The sequence below is a fragment of the Curtobacterium sp. 18060 genome (assembly GCF_902706105.1).
GTDB lineage: Bacteria > Actinomycetota > Actinomycetes > Actinomycetales > Microbacteriaceae > Curtobacterium.
The window spans coordinates 1-15,258 of record NZ_CACSJV010000066.1; the positions used below are offsets into that span (position 1 = coordinate 1).

The window sequence follows — 15,258 nt, forward strand, 5'->3', positions numbered from 1 at the left end:
GGGCTGCCCCGGCGGAACGTGCGGGACGGGCGGGTTCGGCGGGTTCTCGCTCATGGCTGGTGGGTCCTCTCCGACCGGGAGGCCGATGCCGCACGCCAGCACCCGTGTCCCCCCGACACGCACCCGCAGCGTACCGGAACCCGCCGATCCGCCGTGAATCCGCTGTCCGGGCGCTGGTAGATTCCCACCGTGTCTGCGCCTTCTCGTTCCTCCACCAAGTACGCCTTCGTCGTCGCCTCGAACCGCCTGCCGGTGGACCGGGTCGTCGACCAGGACGGCAACGAGGGATGGCGGCACTCGCCCGGTGGCCTCGTCACCGCCCTCGAGCCCGTGATGCGCGCGAACGACGGGGCCTGGGTCGGCTGGGTCGGCCAGCCCGAGGTCGAGGTCGAGCCGTTCGACAACGAGGGCATCCACATCGTGCCGGTCCCGTTGTCCGACGACGACGTCGAGGAGTACTACGAGGGCTTCAGCAACGACACCCTCTGGCCGCTGTACCACGACGTCATCGAGCACCCGAGCTACCACCGCGACTGGTGGAACGCCTACAAGCGGGTCAACGAGCGCTTCGCCGCCCAGATCGCCGAGATCACCGAGCAGGACGGCATCGTCTGGGTGCAGGACTACCAGCTGCAGCTCGTGCCGGCACTGCTCCGGGCCAAGCGTCCCGACCTGACGATCGGCTTCTTCAACCACATCCCGTTCCCGCCGGTCGGCATCTACGCCCAGCTGCCCTGGCGCGCGCAGATCCTGGACGGCCTGCTCGGCGCCGACGTCATCGGCTTCCAGCGCCACGACGACGCGAGCGACTTCCTCCGCGCGGTCCGTCACATCAAGGGCTACACGACGAAGGGCCAGACGATCGACGTCCCGGTCGACGACCCGGATGCACCGCGCAGCCGCAAGGGGATCACGGTCCGCCACGTCGAGGCCCGGCACTTCCCGATCTCGATCGACGCCGAGGCCTTCGAGGACATCGCGCGCCGTCCCGAGGTGCAGGAGCGTGCCCGCGAGATCCGCGAGAGCCTCGGCAACCCGAAGACGGTGCTGCTCGGGGTCGACCGCCTCGACTACACCAAGGGCATCCGACACCGCATCAAGGCCTTCGGCGAGCTCGTCGAGGACGGCCGCATCAAGGTCGAGGACGCCGCCCTCATCCAGGTCGCGAGCCCGAGCCGCGAGCGCGTGGACACCTACGCCACGCTCCGCGACGAGATCGAGCTGAGCGTCGGCCGCATCAACGGCGACCTCGGGGTCATCGGCCACCAGCCGATCTCGTACCTGCACCACGGCTACCCGCGCGAGGAGATGGTGGCGCTCTACCTGGCCGCCGACATCATGCTCGTCACCGCGCTGCGGGACGGCATGAACCTCGTCGCGAAGGAGTACGTCGCGGCCCGCTTCGACAGCGACGGGGTGCTCATCCTGTCCGAGTTCGCCGGTGCCGCCGACGAGCTGAAGCAGGCCGTCATCGTCAACCCGCACGACATCGGCGCGCTGAAGGACAGCATCGAGCGCGCGATCGAGATGCCGCGCCGCGAGCGCTCGACACGCATGCGTGCGCTCCGGAAGCGGGTGCGCGACAACGACGTGGCGCGCTGGTCGCGCTCGTTCCTCGAGGCGCTCGACCGGCACGCGCCGCGGAACGTCCAGCTCGACCCGTCCGCCACCGACCCGGCGGACCGACACCGTGAGGCGCAGACCGACAACATGTCGATCTTCGACCAGGACGCCCAGTCCGCCAGGGCTGCCGAGGACACCCGGGAGGCACGTGATGACTGAGACCACCACCGACCAGACCGCCATCGACACGGCTCTCGAGACGCTCGCGGCTGCGCCGCGACTCATCGTCGCCCTCGACTTCGACGGCACGCTCGCGCCGTTCGCCGACGAGCCGTCGCAGGTCGGCGCCCTGCCGGGCTCGTGGGCAGCGGTCCTGACCCTGCACCGCGCGAAGGACACCGAGGTCGTGCTCGTCTCCGGTCGCCCGCTCGGCAGCCTCGCGGCCGTGTCGCACGCGCCGCAGAACATGGCGCTGGTCGGGTCGCACGGCGTCGAGTGGCGCGTGGACGGCCACGACGAGGCCGCCCTGACCGACGACGAGGTCGCCCGGGTCGCACGCATCGGTGCGGCGCTCGACGAGGTCGGCGCGCGGTACCCGGGCGTCGTCATCGAGCACAAGCCGGCCGGTCACGGCGTGCACACCCGTCGCGTGAGCGCCGAGGTCGCCGCGCAGGCGAACGCCGACGCGAGCCGTGCGGCGCACGAGGCCGATGCCGACGTGCTCGAGCGCGGCGGCAAGGACATCGTCGAGTTCGCCGTCCGGCACGTCACGAAGGGCGACGCGATCGCCCGGCTGCGCGAGCTCCACGGTGCCGACGCGGTGTTCTTCGCCGGTGACGACGTCACCGACGAGGACGGCTTCCGCGTGCTCGGGGACGGCGACGTCGGCGTGAAGGTGGGCCCGGGGGAGACCCGTGCCGGGTACCGCATCGCGGACCCGGCGGCCCTGACCGGCGTCCTGAAGCAGCTCGCGCGCCAGCGTGCGACGCGCTGACCAGGGTGATCCGGGCCTCCCGGTCGGGCTCCAGAACATGCGAACGCATGTTGTTGTCCAACTGGTATCCCAAAGCGTCCTAGACTCGCTCCATGCCTGATATCGACGTCAAGCCGCGCAGCCGGGTCGTCACCGACGGGATCGAAGCAACCACCTCGCGTGGCATGCTGCGGGCCGTCGGTATGGGAGACGAGGACTGGAGCAAGCCGCAGATCGGCATCGCGTCCTCGTGGAACGAGATCACGCCCTGCAACCTCTCGCTCGACCGCCTCGCACAGGGCGCCAAGGAAGGCGTCCACTCCGGCGGCGGCTACCCGCTGCAGTTCGGCACCATCTCCGTCTCGGACGGCATCTCGATGGGCCACGAGGGCATGCACTTCTCGCTCGTCTCGCGCGAGGTCATCGCCGACAGCGTCGAGACCGTCGTCAACGCCGAGCGCCTGGACGGCACCGTCCTGCTCGCCGGCTGCGACAAGTCCCTGCCGGGCATGCTCATGGCCGCCGCGCGCCTCGACCTGGCGAGCGTGTTCCTGTACGCGGGTTCGGTCATGCCTGGCTACGTGAAGCAGGCCGACGGCACGATGAAGGAAGTCACGATCATCGACTCCTTCGAGGGCGTCGGTGCCTGCAAGGCCGGCACGATGTCCGAGGAAGAGCTGAAGAAGATCGAGTGCGCCATCGTCCCGGGCGAGGGCGCCTGCGGTGGCATGTACACGGCCAACACCATGGCGAGCGTGGCCGAGGCCCTCGGCATGTCGCTGCCGGGCTCCGCCGCCCCGCCGAGCGCCGACCGCCGCCGCGACTACTACGCGCACCGCTCCGGCGAGGCCGTGGTGAACATGCTCGAGCACGGGATCACCGCCCGCCAGATCCTGACGAAGGAAGCCTTCGAGAACGCGATCGCCGTGGCGATGGCCCTCGGCGGCTCCACCAACGTCATCCTGCACCTGCTCGCCATCGCCTACGAGGCCGAGGTCGAGCTGTCGCTGGACGACTTCAACCGCATCGGTTCGAAGGTCCCGCACCTGGCCGACATGAAGCCCTTCGGCAAGTACGTGATGGTCGACGTCGACCGCAACGGCGGCATCCCGGTGATCATGAAGGCGCTGCTCGACGCCGGCCTGCTGCACGGCGACTGCCTCACCGTCACGGGCAAGACCGTCGCCGAGAACCTGGCCGAGATCGACCCGCCGGCGCTCGACGGCGAGGTCTTCCGCACGCTCGACAACCCGATCCACGAGACCGGCGGCCTGACCGTCCTGCAGGGGACCTTCGCCCCCGAGGGCGCCGTGGTGAAGACCGCGGGCTTCGACGCCGAGGTGTTCGAGGGCCCCGCGCGGGTGTTCGACCGCGAGCGTGCCGCGATGGACGCCCTCACCGAGGGCAAGATCCAGAAGGGCGACGTCGTCGTCATCCGCTACGAGGGCCCCAAGGGCGGCCCGGGCATGCGCGAGATGCTCGCCATCACCGCAGCCATCAAGGGCGCGGGCCTCGGCAAGGATGTACTACTCTTGACCGACGGACGATTCTCAGGCGGCACAACCGGCCTGTGCATCGGCCACATCGCACCCGAGGCAGTGGACGCAGGTCCAGTTGCCTTCGTGCGCGATGGCGACCGCATCCGTGTCGACATCGCGGCTCGCTCGCTCGACCTACTGGTCGACCCGACCGAGCTGGAGGCCCGCCGTGACGGCTGGGCCCCGCTGCCCCCGCGCTACACCCGCGGAGTCCTCGCGAAGTACGCCAAGCTCGTGAAGTCCGCCGCCCAGGGCGCGGTCACGGGCTAGCGTTCGACACACGCACCATCGCCACCTCTCCAGGCAAGGACCACCTCATGCCCACGGAAGCAACTCCGCTGTCCGCGGCCGCCGGTGCACGCCGGTCGCCGGAGATCCTGACCGGCTCGGGAGCCGTCCTCCGGACGCTCGAGCACCTCGGGATCACCGACGTCTTCGGCCTGCCGGGCGGTGCCATCATCCCGTTCTACGACGAGCTCATGGCGTCGAAGACGATCCGCCACATCCTCGTCCGCCACGAGCAGGGCGCCGGCCACGCCGCCGAGGGCTACGCCTCGGCGTCCGGCAAGGTCGGTGTCGCCATCGCGACGTCCGGCCCCGGTGCGACGAACCTCGTCACGGCCATCGCCGACGCCTACATGGACTCGGTGCCCTTCATCGCGATCACCGGCCAGGTGTTCTCGACGCTGATGGGGACCGACGCGTTCCAGGAAGCCGACATCGTCGGCATCACGATGCCGATCACGAAGCACTCGTTCCTGGTCACGGACCCGGCCGACGTGCCGGCGACCCTGGCCGCGGCGCACCTCATCGCGACGACCGGTCGGCCCGGCCCCGTGCTGGTGGACATCACGAAGGACGCCCAGCAGAAGTCGGCGCCCTACGTCTGGCCGCCCAAGATCGACCTGCCCGGCTACCGACCGGTCACCAAGGCGCACGGCAAGCAGATCACCGCGGCCGCGCAGCTCCTGGCCGAGGCCGAGCGGCCGGTGCTCTACGTCGGCGGCGGCGTGATCCGCTCCCGCGCGACCGCCGAGCTGCTCCGCTTCGCCGAGGCGACGGGTGCCCCCGTCGTGACGACGCTGATGGCACGCGGTGCCTTCCCGGACTCGCACCCGCAGCACCTCGGCATGCCCGGCATGCACGGCACCGTCCCGGCGGTGCTCGGTCTGCAGGACAGCGACCTGATCATCGCGCTCGGTGCCCGCTTCGACGACCGCGTGACGGGCAAGGCCGACGAGTTCGCGCCGAACGCCAAGGTCGTGCACGTCGACATCGACCCGGCCGAGATCTCGAAGATCCGCTTCGCCGACGTCCCGATCGTGGGCGACGCCCGTGAGGTCCTGGTCGACCTGCTCGACGCGTGGGGCGGCATCGCCGTCGACGACCGCGCCTCGACGGCCGACTGGTGGACGAAGCTCCGCCAGCTCAAGGTGGACTTCCCGCTCGGGTACGCCGAGCCGACCGACGGCCTGCTCGCCCCGCAGGCCATCATCAAGCGCATCGGTGAGCTCTCCGGTCCCGAGGCCGTCTACGCCTCGGGTGTCGGGCAGCACCAGATGTGGTCGGCGCAGTTCATCAAGTACGAGCGCCCGAACGCCTGGCTGAACTCCGGCGGCGCGGGCACGATGGGTTACTCCGTCCCCGCGGCGATGGGCGCGAAGGTCGCCCAGCCGGACCGCGTGGTCTGGGCGATCGACGGCGACGGCTGCTTCCAGATGACGAACCAGGAACTCGCGACCTGCGTCATCAACGACATCCCGATCAAGGTCGCGATCATCAACAACTCGTCGCTCGGCATGGTGCGGCAGTGGCAGACGCTGTTCTACGACGGCCGTCACTCGTTCACCGACCTCGAGACCGGCCACGACTCCCGCCGTGTGCCCGACTTCGTGAAGCTGGCGGACGCGTACGGTGCCCTCGGCATCCGCGTCGAGAAGGCCGACGAGGTCGACGCGGCCATCCAGCTCGCACTCGAGACGAACGACCGCCCCGTGGTGATCGACTTCGTCGTGAGCCGTGACTCGATGGTCTGGCCGATGGTCCCGCAGGGAGTCAGCAACTCGTCCATCGAGTACGCCCAGGCCCTCGCACCCACCTGGGACGACGAGGACGCCGACATGACGGGGGAAACCGCATGAGCCACGTCCTGTCCCTCCTCGTCGAGGACAAGCCCGGTCTGCTGACCCGCGTCGCGGGCCTGTTCGCCCGCCGCGGGTTCAACATCGAGTCGCTCGCCGTCGGCAACACCGAGGTCGACGGCCTCAGCCGGATCACCGTCGTCGTCGACGTCGAGGACCTCCCGCTCGAGCAGGTGACGAAGCAGCTCAACAAGCTCGTCAACGTCATCAAGATCGTCGAACTGGACTTCTCGCAGTCCGTCCAGCGCGAGCACATGCTCGTGAAGGTCCGCGTCGACAACCAGACACGGTCGGCCGTGCTCGAGGCAGTGAACCTGTTCCGCGCACAGGTCGTCGACGTCGCGAACGACTCGCTCATCGTCGAGGTGACCGGAGACCCCGGCAAGATCCAGGCGATCCTCCGCGTCCTCGAGCCCTACGGCATCAAGGAGCTCGCCCGTGCGGGACTCCTCGGCATGGGTCGCGGACCGAAGAGCATCACCGACCGGGTGCGCTGACCAGCGGTCCGCCACCCCCACAATCCACCAGAACCAAGGAGACACACCCTCGTGACTGACATCGTGTACGACGCCGACGCCGACCTGACGCTCATCCAGGGCAAGAAGGTCGCCGTCATCGGCTACGGCTCGCAGGGCCACGCCCACGCCCTCAACCTCCGTGACTCGGGTGTCGAGGTCAAGATCGGCCTCAAGGAGGGCTCGAAGAGCCGCCAGAAGGCCGAAGAGGCCGGCTTCGAGGTCCTCACCCCGGCCGACGTCACCGCCTGGGCCGACGTCGTCGTCATCCTCGCGCCGGACCAGGTCCAGCGCATCGTCTACGCGGACGACATCCGTCCGAACCTCAAGCCGGGCGCCACGCTCGTCTTCGGCCACGGCTTCAACATCCGCTTCGGCTACATCGAGGCGCCCGAGGGCGTCGACGTGTCGCTCGTCGCCCCGAAGGGCCCGGGTCACACCGTCCGTCGCGAGTACGAGGCCGGCCGTGGCGTCCCCGTGATCGTCGCCGTCGAGGTCGACGCGTCGGGTTCCGCCTGGGACCTCGCCTGGTCGTACTCGAAGGCCATCGGTGGTCTGCGCTCCGGCGGCATCAAGACGACCTTCACCGAGGAGACCGAGACCGACCTGTTCGGCGAGCAGGCCGTCCTGTGCGGTGGCACCTCGCAGCTCATCCAGTACGGCTTCGAGACCCTGGTCGAGGCGGGCTACCAGCCGCAGATCGCGTACTTCGAGGTCCTGCACGAGCTCAAGCTGATCGTCGACCTGATCTGGGAGGGCGGCCTCACCAAGCAGCGCTGGTCGATCTCCGACACCGCCGAGTTCGGTGACTACGTCTCCGGCCCGCGCGTGATCTCGCCCGACGTCAAGGAGAACATGAAGGCGGTGCTCGCGGACATCCAGAACGGTGCCTTCGCGAAGCGCTTCATCGACGACCAGGACGCCGGCGCACCCGAGTTCAAGGCGCTGCGCGCCAAGGGCGAGGGCCACCCGATCGAGGCGACCGGCCGCGAGCTCCGCGCGCTCTTCGCGTGGAAGCAGAACGACGGCGACTACGTGGACGGCTCGGCAGCGCGGTAGTCTTCCGAGGAACACTCGATGACGAGGCGGCGGTGCAGCCCTTGCACCGCCGCCTCGCGACGTGACCCGAACGTTATGCAGCAGCTCTTCTCCAGCCCCGACGCCGTGGACCGGCGTCCCGTCGGCGTGCGCCCGGACGATGTGCGACAGCCGTCGTCCGCGGTCCGCACGAGCGGTCAGGGGCGGACCGACCAGCATGGGATGATCATCGGATGGCGGTGACGAAACGAGCGGTCCACATCGGCGCCGGCAAGATCGGGCGTGGGTTCGTGGGCCAGTTCCTCGTGGCGAGCGGCTACGAGCTCACCTTCGTCGACGTCGACGACCGTGTGGTGTCCGCGTTGAACGAAGCCGGACGCTTCGTGGTGCACGAGGTCGGCGAGATGCCGGTCGAGCACCTCGTCTACGGCTTCCGGGCGCTCAGCAGCAAGACCGACCGCGACCGCGTGATCCAGGCGATCGCCGAGGCGGACGTCGTGACGACCGCCGTCGGTGCCCGGACGCTCCCGCTCGTCGCACCGCTCATCGCCGAGGGTCTCGCGGCACGTCCGCTCGAGCGCGGCGACGTCACGATCGTGGCGTGCGAGAACGCGTTCAACGCCACCGACTCCCTGCACGCGAGCATCCGGCGTGCGCCGGTGCTCGAGGACCGCGACATCGCCGCGGTCTTCGCGAACTGCGCCATCGACCGCATCGTCCCCGACCAGTCCGGCGTGCTCGGGCAGTCCGGCGGCCTCGACGTCGTGCTCGAGCCCTTCTACGAGTGGGTCATCGAGCGCACGCCGTTCCTCGGCTCCGACGCCGAACCCCCGACGATCGAGGGCGTCACCTGGGTCGACGACCTGCAGCCCTTCGTCGAGCGCAAGCTCTACACGGTGAACACCGCGCACGCGACGGCCGCCTACCACGGCTACGTCCGGGGCATCCGGCTCATCCGCGAAGCCCTCGAGGACGACGCCGTCCGTGCCGAGGTCGACGGCGTGCTCGCCGAGACCACCGCGCTGCTCGTCGCGAAGCACGGCTTCGACCCGGAGGACCACGCTCGGTACGTCGCGGCGAACCTGTCGCGCATCGCGAACCCGCACCTCCCCGACACCACCGTGCGCGTCGGACGCAACCCGCTCCGCAAGCTCGGCCGACGCGAGCGCTTCGTCGGTCCCGCCGCGCAGCTCGCCGAACGCGGGTTGCCGGTCGAGCACCTGCTCGGGGCCGTCCGCGTCGCGCTCGCGTTCGACGACGAGAACGACCCGGAGTCGATCGAGCTGCACGCGCTGCTCCGCTCCGGCGCGACGGCGCACGCGCTCACCGAGATCCTCACCGGCCTGATGGAGAGCCACCCGCTCTTCCCCGCCGTGCGCGACGTCGTCGCCGAGGTGCTCGCGACGCAGCCCGCCGACGCCTGAGCGCACGTCCCACCGGGAACCCGTGGTCTCCCCGTGCGCCGGTCCCTCGTAGGATCGAGGCATGAACACGGCAGCATCCCCACCCGACGGGTCGGTCGACCCGGACGTGACGAACGCCGTCGACCACGACGACGAGGCGCTCAGCTGGGGTGACGCCGACGACGCCACCCACGTCGACGCCGCGCACAACCCGGTCGCCGTCAAGGACCGTGGCGACCGCGACCCCGAGGCACCGGAGACCTCCGGCGCCCTCGTCGGGTTCGGCGTGTTCGGTGGGCTCTACCTGCTCTACACGGTCGCCTGGCTGCTGACGGCGTCGACCTCGTACGTCTCGGGTGTCGACACCGTCCTGACGGTCTTCGTCGAGGTGCTCCGGTTCCTCGCCATCCTCGCGCCGGCGCTCTGGTTCACGGTGGTGCTGTGGGCCGCCCGCGGCAGCCGCACCCGGACACGACTGCTCTGGATGCTGCTCGGCGCCGTGGTGCTGTTCCCGTGGCCGTTCCTGCTGACGCGGAGCTTCGGGTGACCGCCGCGACGCCGGTCGACCGCCGGTCGCGCGGACCGGTCGTCGGCCGCATCGCGGTCTGGCTCGTGTTCGCCGTGCTGTTCGCCTACATGACGGTGCAGGCGGTGGGGAACCTCACGCAGATCTCGCAGCGGGTGGACGAGTTCAACGCGTTCCTCGCGACCACCTCCGGTGGCGAGTCGCTGCAAGCGAGCACGCCCTGGGTGTGGCTGGTCCTGGACATCCTGATCGCCCCGGTCGCCTTCGTGGTCGCCCTGGTGATCACGCGCCGTGCGCGGCTCGCGGTCACCCTCGCCGTGTTCGTCCTCGCCTTCGCGGCGGCGGGCGCCCTCTGGCTCGACCTGCAGCTGTTCGTGCCGAGCCTGCTGCAGTTCTAGGCGCCCGCGGTCGTAACGGGCCGCGCACGTCGATAGCATGGTGGGATACCAACCGTCTCTCGTGAGGAAACAGCAGCTGTGTCGAAGCCGGTCGTCCTGATCGCCGAAGAACTCTCGCCCGCCACGGTCGACGCCCTCGGGCCCGACTTCGAGATCCGGAACGTGGACGGCACCGACCGCCCCGCGCTCCTGTCGGCCCTCGCCGACGCGGATGCCGTGCTGGTGCGTTCCGCCACCAAGGTCGATGCCGAGGCGATCGCCGCGGCCCCGAACCTCAAGGTCGTCGCCCGTGCCGGTGTCGGCCTGGACAACGTCGACATCAAGGCGGCGACCACCGCCGGTGTCATGGTGGTGAACGCGCCGACGTCGAACATCATCTCCGCCGCCGAGCTCACCGTCGGGCACATCCTGTCGCTCGCCCGCCACATCCCGGCCGCGCACGCGTCGCTGGCCGCCGGTGCGTGGAAGCGCTCGTCGTACACCGGCGTCGAGCTCTACGAGAAGACCGTCGGCATCATCGGTCTCGGCCGCATCGGCGCGCTCATCACGCAGCGCCTGCAGGCCTTCGGCGTCCAGGTGATCGCGTACGACCCCTACGTCACGACGGCTCGCGCCCAGCAGCTCGGGGTCGAGCTCGTCTCCCTCGACGACCTGCTGCGGCGTGCCGACTTCGTCACGATCCACATGCCGCGCACCCCCGAGACCCTCGGCATGATCTCGGACGACCAGTTCGCGCTCATGAAGCCGACGGCGTTCGTCGTGAACGTCGCCCGCGGCGGCCTGATCGACGAGGACGCACTGCACCGTGCACTGACCGCGAACACCATCGCGGGTGCCGGTCTCGACGTCTTCGTGTCGGAGCCCCCGAAGGACTCCCCGCTCGTCTCACTGCCCAACGTCGTCGTCACGCCGCACCTGGGTGCCTCGACGGACGAAGCGCAGGAGAAGGCCGGCGTCTCGGTCGCCAAGTCGGTGCGTCTCGCACTCGGCGGCGAGCTCGTGCCGGACGCGGTCAACGTCGCCGGCGGCGTCATCGACCCGTACGTCCGCCCCGGCATCCCGCTCGTCGAGAAGCTCGGCCAGGTCTTCACGGCCCTCGCCACGTCGCCCGTCACGAGCATCGACGTCGAGGTCCACGGCGAGCTCGCCGAGTACGACGTCAGCGTGCTCAAGCTCGCGGCGCTCAAGGGCGTCTTCACCGACGTCGTCAGCGACCAGGTCTCCTACGTCAACGCCCCGCTCATCGCGGAGCAGCGCGGTGTCACCGTGCGGCTCATCACCGAGACCGACAGCCCCGAGTACCGCAACGTGCTCACGATCCGCGGCGCCCAGTCCGACGGCCCCGCGATCAGCGTCTCCGGCACGCTCACCGGCCCCAAGCAGGTCGAAAAGCTCGTCGAGATCAACGGGCACGACGTCGAGGTCCCGCTCGACCGGCACCACGTCGTCATGGAGTACGTCGACCGCCCGGGCATCGTCGCGGTCTACGGCAAGGAGTTCGGCGAGGCCGGCATCAACATCGCGGCGATGCAGATCTCGCGCGAAGCCGCCGGCGGCCAGGCGCTCAGCGTCCTCACCGTCGACTCGCCGGTGCCCGCCGAGATCCTCGAGCACGTCGGCCGGGCGATCGACGCCTCCTCGCTCCGCGAGATCGACATCACGCTCTGATGGCCGTCCGGACGCTCCAGCTCGCGGTGATCCGCGGGGACGGCATCGGACCAGAGGTGGTCGACGAGGCCCTCAAGGTCCTGCACGCCGTGACCCCGGACGACCTCGTCATCGAGGAGACCCCGTTCTCCCTCGGTGCGACGCGCTACCTCGAGACCGGCGACATCCTCACCGAGGACGACATGTCCGCCATCGCGTCGCACGACGCGATCCTGCTCGGCGCCGTCGGCGGGGACCCCCGCGACCCCCGGCTCGCCGGCGGGATCATCGAGCGTGGGCTCCTGCTGAAGCTGCGCTTCGCGTTCGACCACTACGTCAACCTGCGACCGACCAAGGTCCACGACGCCGTCGCGACGCCGCTCGCCGACCCGGGCGCGGTGGACTTCGTCGTCGTCCGCGAGGGCACCGAGGGGCCGTACGTCGGCAACGGCGGAGCGATCCGCACGGGCACGCCGCAGGAGATCGCGACCGAGATCTCGCTGAACACCGCGTTCGGTGTCGAGCGCGTCGTCCGCTACGCCTTCGACCTGGCGAACCGTCGGGCACGGAAGCACCTCACGCTCGTGCACAAGAGCAACGTCCTGGTGCACGCCGGGGCCCTGTGGCAGCGCACGGTCGCGGCCGTCGGGGCGGAGTTCCCGGACGTCACGGTGGACTACCAGCACGTCGATGCGGTCACCATCCACATGGTGCGGGATCCTGCTAGGTTCGACGTCATCGTCACCGACAACCTCTTCGGCGACATCATCACCGACCTGGCCGGCGCGATCAGCGGCGGCATCGGTCTGGCGGCCTCGGGCAACATCAACCCGGACGGCACCTTCCCCAGCATGTTCGAGCCGGTCCACGGCTCCGCGCCGGACATCGCGGGTCAGCAGAAGGCCGATCCCACGGCCGCCATCCTCTCCGTCGCCCTGCTGCTCGACCACATCGGTCGCAGCGACCTGGCGACGGCGGTGACGCGGGCCGTCGAGGCGGACCTGGCAGACCGGGGCACCACGCAGCGTCGCACGGCCGAGATCGGCGACGCCATCGCCGCCGCGGCCACGGCACGCACCACCACCGCCTGAGAAGGAGCCCTCCCCATGAGCACCGACACCGCCTTCGGACTCGAGTTCGCCACCACCCCGTCCGCGGACCGTCGTGCCGCCGCCGAGCGCGAGGAGATCCTCGCCGACCCGGGCTTCGGCAAGCACTTCACGGACCACATGGCCACCGTCGAGTGGACGCTCGACGGTGGTTGGCACGGTGCCTCGATCCACCCCTACGGCCCGCTCTCGCTCGACCCGAGCGCCAGCGTGCTGCACTACGCGCAGGAGATCTTCGAGGGGCTCAAGGCGTACCGGCACGCGGACGGGTCGGTGTGGTCCTTCCGCCCGGACGCCAACGCTCGTCGGTTCCAGCGGTCGGCCCGTCGGCTGGCGCTGCCGGAACTGCCGGTCGAGGCCTTCGTCGAGTCGATCCGGCAGCTCGTGCAGACCGACGTCGACTGGGTGCCGTCCGCGCCCGAGACGAGCCTGTACCTCCGGCCGTTCATGATCGCGACCGAGTCGTTCCTGGGGGTGCGTGCGGCGCAGGCGGTGGCGTACCACTGCATCGCGAGCCCAGCCGGGGCGTACTTCACCTCGGGCCCGAAGCCGGTCTCGATCTGGCTCTCCACCCAGTACGCCCGCGCCGGCAAGGGCGGGACCGGTGCCGCCAAGACCGGTGGCAACTACGCGTCGTCGCTGCTGCCACAGCAGGAGGCCTACGAGCACGGGTGCCAGCAGGTCATGTTCCTCGACTCGGTCGAGGGCAAGTACCTCGAAGAACTCGGCGGCATGAACGTCGTGCTCGTGAAGTCCGACGGCACGCTCGTCACGCCCGACTCCGACTCCATCCTCGAGGGCATCACGCGCGACTCGATCCTGCAGTTGGCAGAGGACCGCGGGCTCACGGTCGAGAAGCGCCGGGTGACCCTCGACGAGTGGCGTGACGGTGTGGCCGACGGCTCCATCACCGAGGCGTTCGCCTGCGGGACGGCCGCAGTGGTGACCCCGATCGCGGAGCTCCGCGGCGAGGGCTTCACGATCGGTTCGCCGACCGAGGGCGCCGGGGAACTCACGATGTCCCTGCGCGACGAGCTCACCGACATCCAGTACGGCCGTCGTCCCGACCCGCACGGGTGGATGACGAAGCTGACCGACGCGTCCTGATCGACGTCCGAGCGTGGGTAGGGTCGAACGGTGAAGATCGCACGGTTCAGCAGCAAGGGTGAAGACCCCCGGTACGGCATCCTCGACGAGCGGCACCTGGTGGTGCTCGCCGGAGACCCGATGTACCAGGGGTTCGAGACCACGGGGGAGCGCGTCGCACTCGCCGACGCCAAGCTCCTCGCCCCCGTCATCCCGCGGTCGAAGGTGGTCGGGGTGGGGCTCAACTACCTCGAGCACGCCTCGGAGATGGACGAGCGCGCCGGCGACGACCCGGTGGTGTTCCTCAAGCCGAACACCTCGGTGATCGGACCCGACGAACCCATCCGTCTGCCGGCGGACATCGGCCGCGTCGATCACGAGGGCGAACTCGCCATCGTGATCGGATCGCTCGCCAAGAACGTCCGGCGTGAGGACTTCGAGAGCGTCGTGCTCGGGTACACGATCGCCAACGACGTGACCGCCCGCGACCTGCAGGCCCGCGACGGCCAGTGGACCCGTTCGAAGGGGTTCGACACCTTCTGCCCGCTCGGTCCGGTGATCGAGACCGAGATCGACCCGTCGGACATCCGCATCGAGACCCGCGTCGACGGCGACCTGCGCCAGGCGGGCTCGACGAACGAGATGGTGCACGACATCCCCTCGCTGGTCGAGTTCGTGTCGTCGATCTGGACCCTGCTGCCCGGTGACGTCATCCTGACCGGTACCCCCGCCGGGGTCGGCCAGATCCGCGACGGCGAGGTCGTCGAGGTCACGATCTCGGGCATCGGCACGCTCAAGAACCCGGTGATCGCGCGCCACTGACCCGGCTCGTCAGCCCACGGCCCGTTCCCCCTCGGGGGAGCGGGCCGTTCCGCGTTCGGGGCCGTTCCGGGCGACACGCCCGGGATGCGGCCTGGCTTGGCGCAGCCGTTCGTCCCTGCGTAAAGTAATCACTCGTTGCCACGGCGGCGGAGAACGGAACGGCTGAGACGGTCACTGGGTTTACCCGGGGATCTTGTCCGCCACGGTTCTTCCCTGGGCAGCGGATTCACCAGCCTCTCTGGCGGAGCATCTTCGGGTGTCGAGTGGGGGAGTGCGTCTGGTCCTTGAGAACTCAACAGCGTGCACATTGTCAATGCCAATTTATTGATTGACCTCGTGCCTGGCCTTCCTTCGGGTTGGTTGGGTTTGAGACAATTCCTTTTGGATTGAAGATTGTCAGTAGACAGTCAACAGTCAGAATCAACTCGGTCTGATGCCTTCGGGTGTTGGGTCTGTATTTTTTTACGGAGAGTTTGATCCTGGCTCAGGACGAACGCTG

The 15,258-nt window shown here is 69.5% G+C and carries 13 protein-coding genes; all 13 read left to right on the forward strand.

Annotation, left to right across the window (positions count from 1 at the left end; genetic code table 11):
* Positions 1-189 precede the first annotated feature (189 nt).
* The 13 genes from otsA (at position 190) to GVL05_RS18355 (ending at position 14,759) form a co-directional block, all read left to right on the forward strand.
* Positions 190-1,782 carry an alpha,alpha-trehalose-phosphate synthase (UDP-forming) gene (gene otsA / locus GVL05_RS18295; protein ID WP_159574065.1) on the forward strand — a complete coding sequence of 531 codons (1,593 nt, stop codon included), beginning with the start codon at positions 190-192 and terminating at the stop codon, positions 1,780-1,782.
* Positions 1,775-2,557 carry a trehalose-phosphatase gene (otsB, locus tag GVL05_RS18300; protein WP_159574066.1) on the forward strand — a complete coding sequence of 261 codons (783 nt, stop codon included), beginning with the start codon at positions 1,775-1,777 and terminating at the stop codon, positions 2,555-2,557. The genes otsA and otsB overlap by 8 nt, the downstream gene beginning before the upstream one ends.
* Before the next feature lie 92 nt (positions 2,558-2,649).
* Positions 2,650-4,344, forward strand: a complete 1,695-nt coding sequence (gene ilvD / locus GVL05_RS18305; protein ID WP_123292267.1) for a dihydroxy-acid dehydratase — start codon at positions 2,650-2,652, stop codon at positions 4,342-4,344.
* Between the two features lie 47 nt (positions 4,345-4,391).
* The gene (locus tag GVL05_RS18310; RefSeq protein ID WP_123292268.1) at positions 4,392-6,215 is read left to right on the forward strand and encodes an acetolactate synthase large subunit; all 1,824 of its coding nucleotides are present in this window, start codon (positions 4,392-4,394) and stop codon (positions 6,213-6,215) included.
* On the forward strand, positions 6,212-6,712 hold the full coding sequence (ilvN, locus tag GVL05_RS18315; protein ID WP_022907763.1) for an acetolactate synthase small subunit: 501 nt from the start codon (positions 6,212-6,214) through the stop codon (positions 6,710-6,712). The genes GVL05_RS18310 and ilvN overlap by 4 nt, the downstream gene beginning before the upstream one ends.
* A gap of 51 nt (positions 6,713-6,763) precedes the next feature.
* A complete protein-coding gene (gene ilvC, locus GVL05_RS18320; protein WP_111085939.1) occupies positions 6,764-7,789 on the forward strand; it encodes a ketol-acid reductoisomerase in 1,026 nt (341 codons plus the stop codon).
* 212 nt (positions 7,790-8,001) lie between these two features.
* Complete coding sequence (locus tag GVL05_RS18325) at positions 8,002-9,192, forward strand: mannitol-1-phosphate 5-dehydrogenase (protein ID WP_123292269.1); 1,191 nt, start codon at positions 8,002-8,004, stop codon at positions 9,190-9,192.
* A gap of 61 nt (positions 9,193-9,253) precedes the next feature.
* Complete coding sequence (locus tag GVL05_RS18330) at positions 9,254-9,718, forward strand: hypothetical protein (RefSeq protein ID WP_111085937.1); 465 nt, start codon at positions 9,254-9,256, stop codon at positions 9,716-9,718.
* Positions 9,715-10,095 carry a hypothetical protein gene (locus GVL05_RS18335; RefSeq protein ID WP_159574067.1) on the forward strand — a complete coding sequence of 127 codons (381 nt, stop codon included), beginning with the start codon at positions 9,715-9,717 and terminating at the stop codon, positions 10,093-10,095. The genes GVL05_RS18330 and GVL05_RS18335 overlap by 4 nt, the downstream gene beginning before the upstream one ends.
* 78 nt (positions 10,096-10,173) lie before the next feature.
* The gene (serA, locus tag GVL05_RS18340) at positions 10,174-11,763 is read left to right on the forward strand and encodes a phosphoglycerate dehydrogenase (RefSeq protein WP_123292272.1); all 1,590 of its coding nucleotides are present in this window, start codon (positions 10,174-10,176) and stop codon (positions 11,761-11,763) included.
* On the forward strand, positions 11,763-12,833 hold the full coding sequence (locus GVL05_RS18345; RefSeq protein ID WP_159574068.1) for a 3-isopropylmalate dehydrogenase: 1,071 nt from the start codon (positions 11,763-11,765) through the stop codon (positions 12,831-12,833). Before serA ends, GVL05_RS18345 begins: the two co-directional genes overlap by 1 nt.
* A 15-nt stretch (positions 12,834-12,848) precedes the next feature.
* Positions 12,849-13,958 carry a branched-chain amino acid aminotransferase gene (locus GVL05_RS18350; RefSeq protein ID WP_123292274.1) on the forward strand — a complete coding sequence of 370 codons (1,110 nt, stop codon included), beginning with the start codon at positions 12,849-12,851 and terminating at the stop codon, positions 13,956-13,958.
* Positions 13,959-13,988: 30 nt separating this feature from the next.
* Complete coding sequence (locus GVL05_RS18355) at positions 13,989-14,759, forward strand: fumarylacetoacetate hydrolase family protein (protein WP_159574069.1); 771 nt, start codon at positions 13,989-13,991, stop codon at positions 14,757-14,759.
* Positions 14,760-15,258: the final 499 nt, after the last annotated feature.

Coding starts and splice junctions, on each gene's coding strand:
- GVL05_RS18325 (WP_123292269.1), top strand. CDS start 8,002: ATGGCGGTGACGAAACGAGCGGTCCACATCGGCGCCGGCAAGATCGGG.
- GVL05_RS18350 (WP_123292274.1), top strand. CDS start 12,849: ATGAGCACCGACACCGCCTTCGGACTCGAGTTCGCCACCACCCCGTCC.
- GVL05_RS18310 (WP_123292268.1), top strand. CDS start 4,392: ATGCCCACGGAAGCAACTCCGCTGTCCGCGGCCGCCGGTGCACGCCGG.
- GVL05_RS18330 (WP_111085937.1), top strand. CDS start 9,254: ATGAACACGGCAGCATCCCCACCCGACGGGTCGGTCGACCCGGACGTG.
- otsB (WP_159574066.1), top strand. CDS start 1,775: ATGACTGAGACCACCACCGACCAGACCGCCATCGACACGGCTCTCGAG.
- ilvN (WP_022907763.1), top strand. CDS start 6,212: ATGAGCCACGTCCTGTCCCTCCTCGTCGAGGACAAGCCCGGTCTGCTG.
- ilvD (WP_123292267.1), top strand. CDS start 2,650: ATGCCTGATATCGACGTCAAGCCGCGCAGCCGGGTCGTCACCGACGGG.
- GVL05_RS18345 (WP_159574068.1), top strand. CDS start 11,763: ATGGCCGTCCGGACGCTCCAGCTCGCGGTGATCCGCGGGGACGGCATC.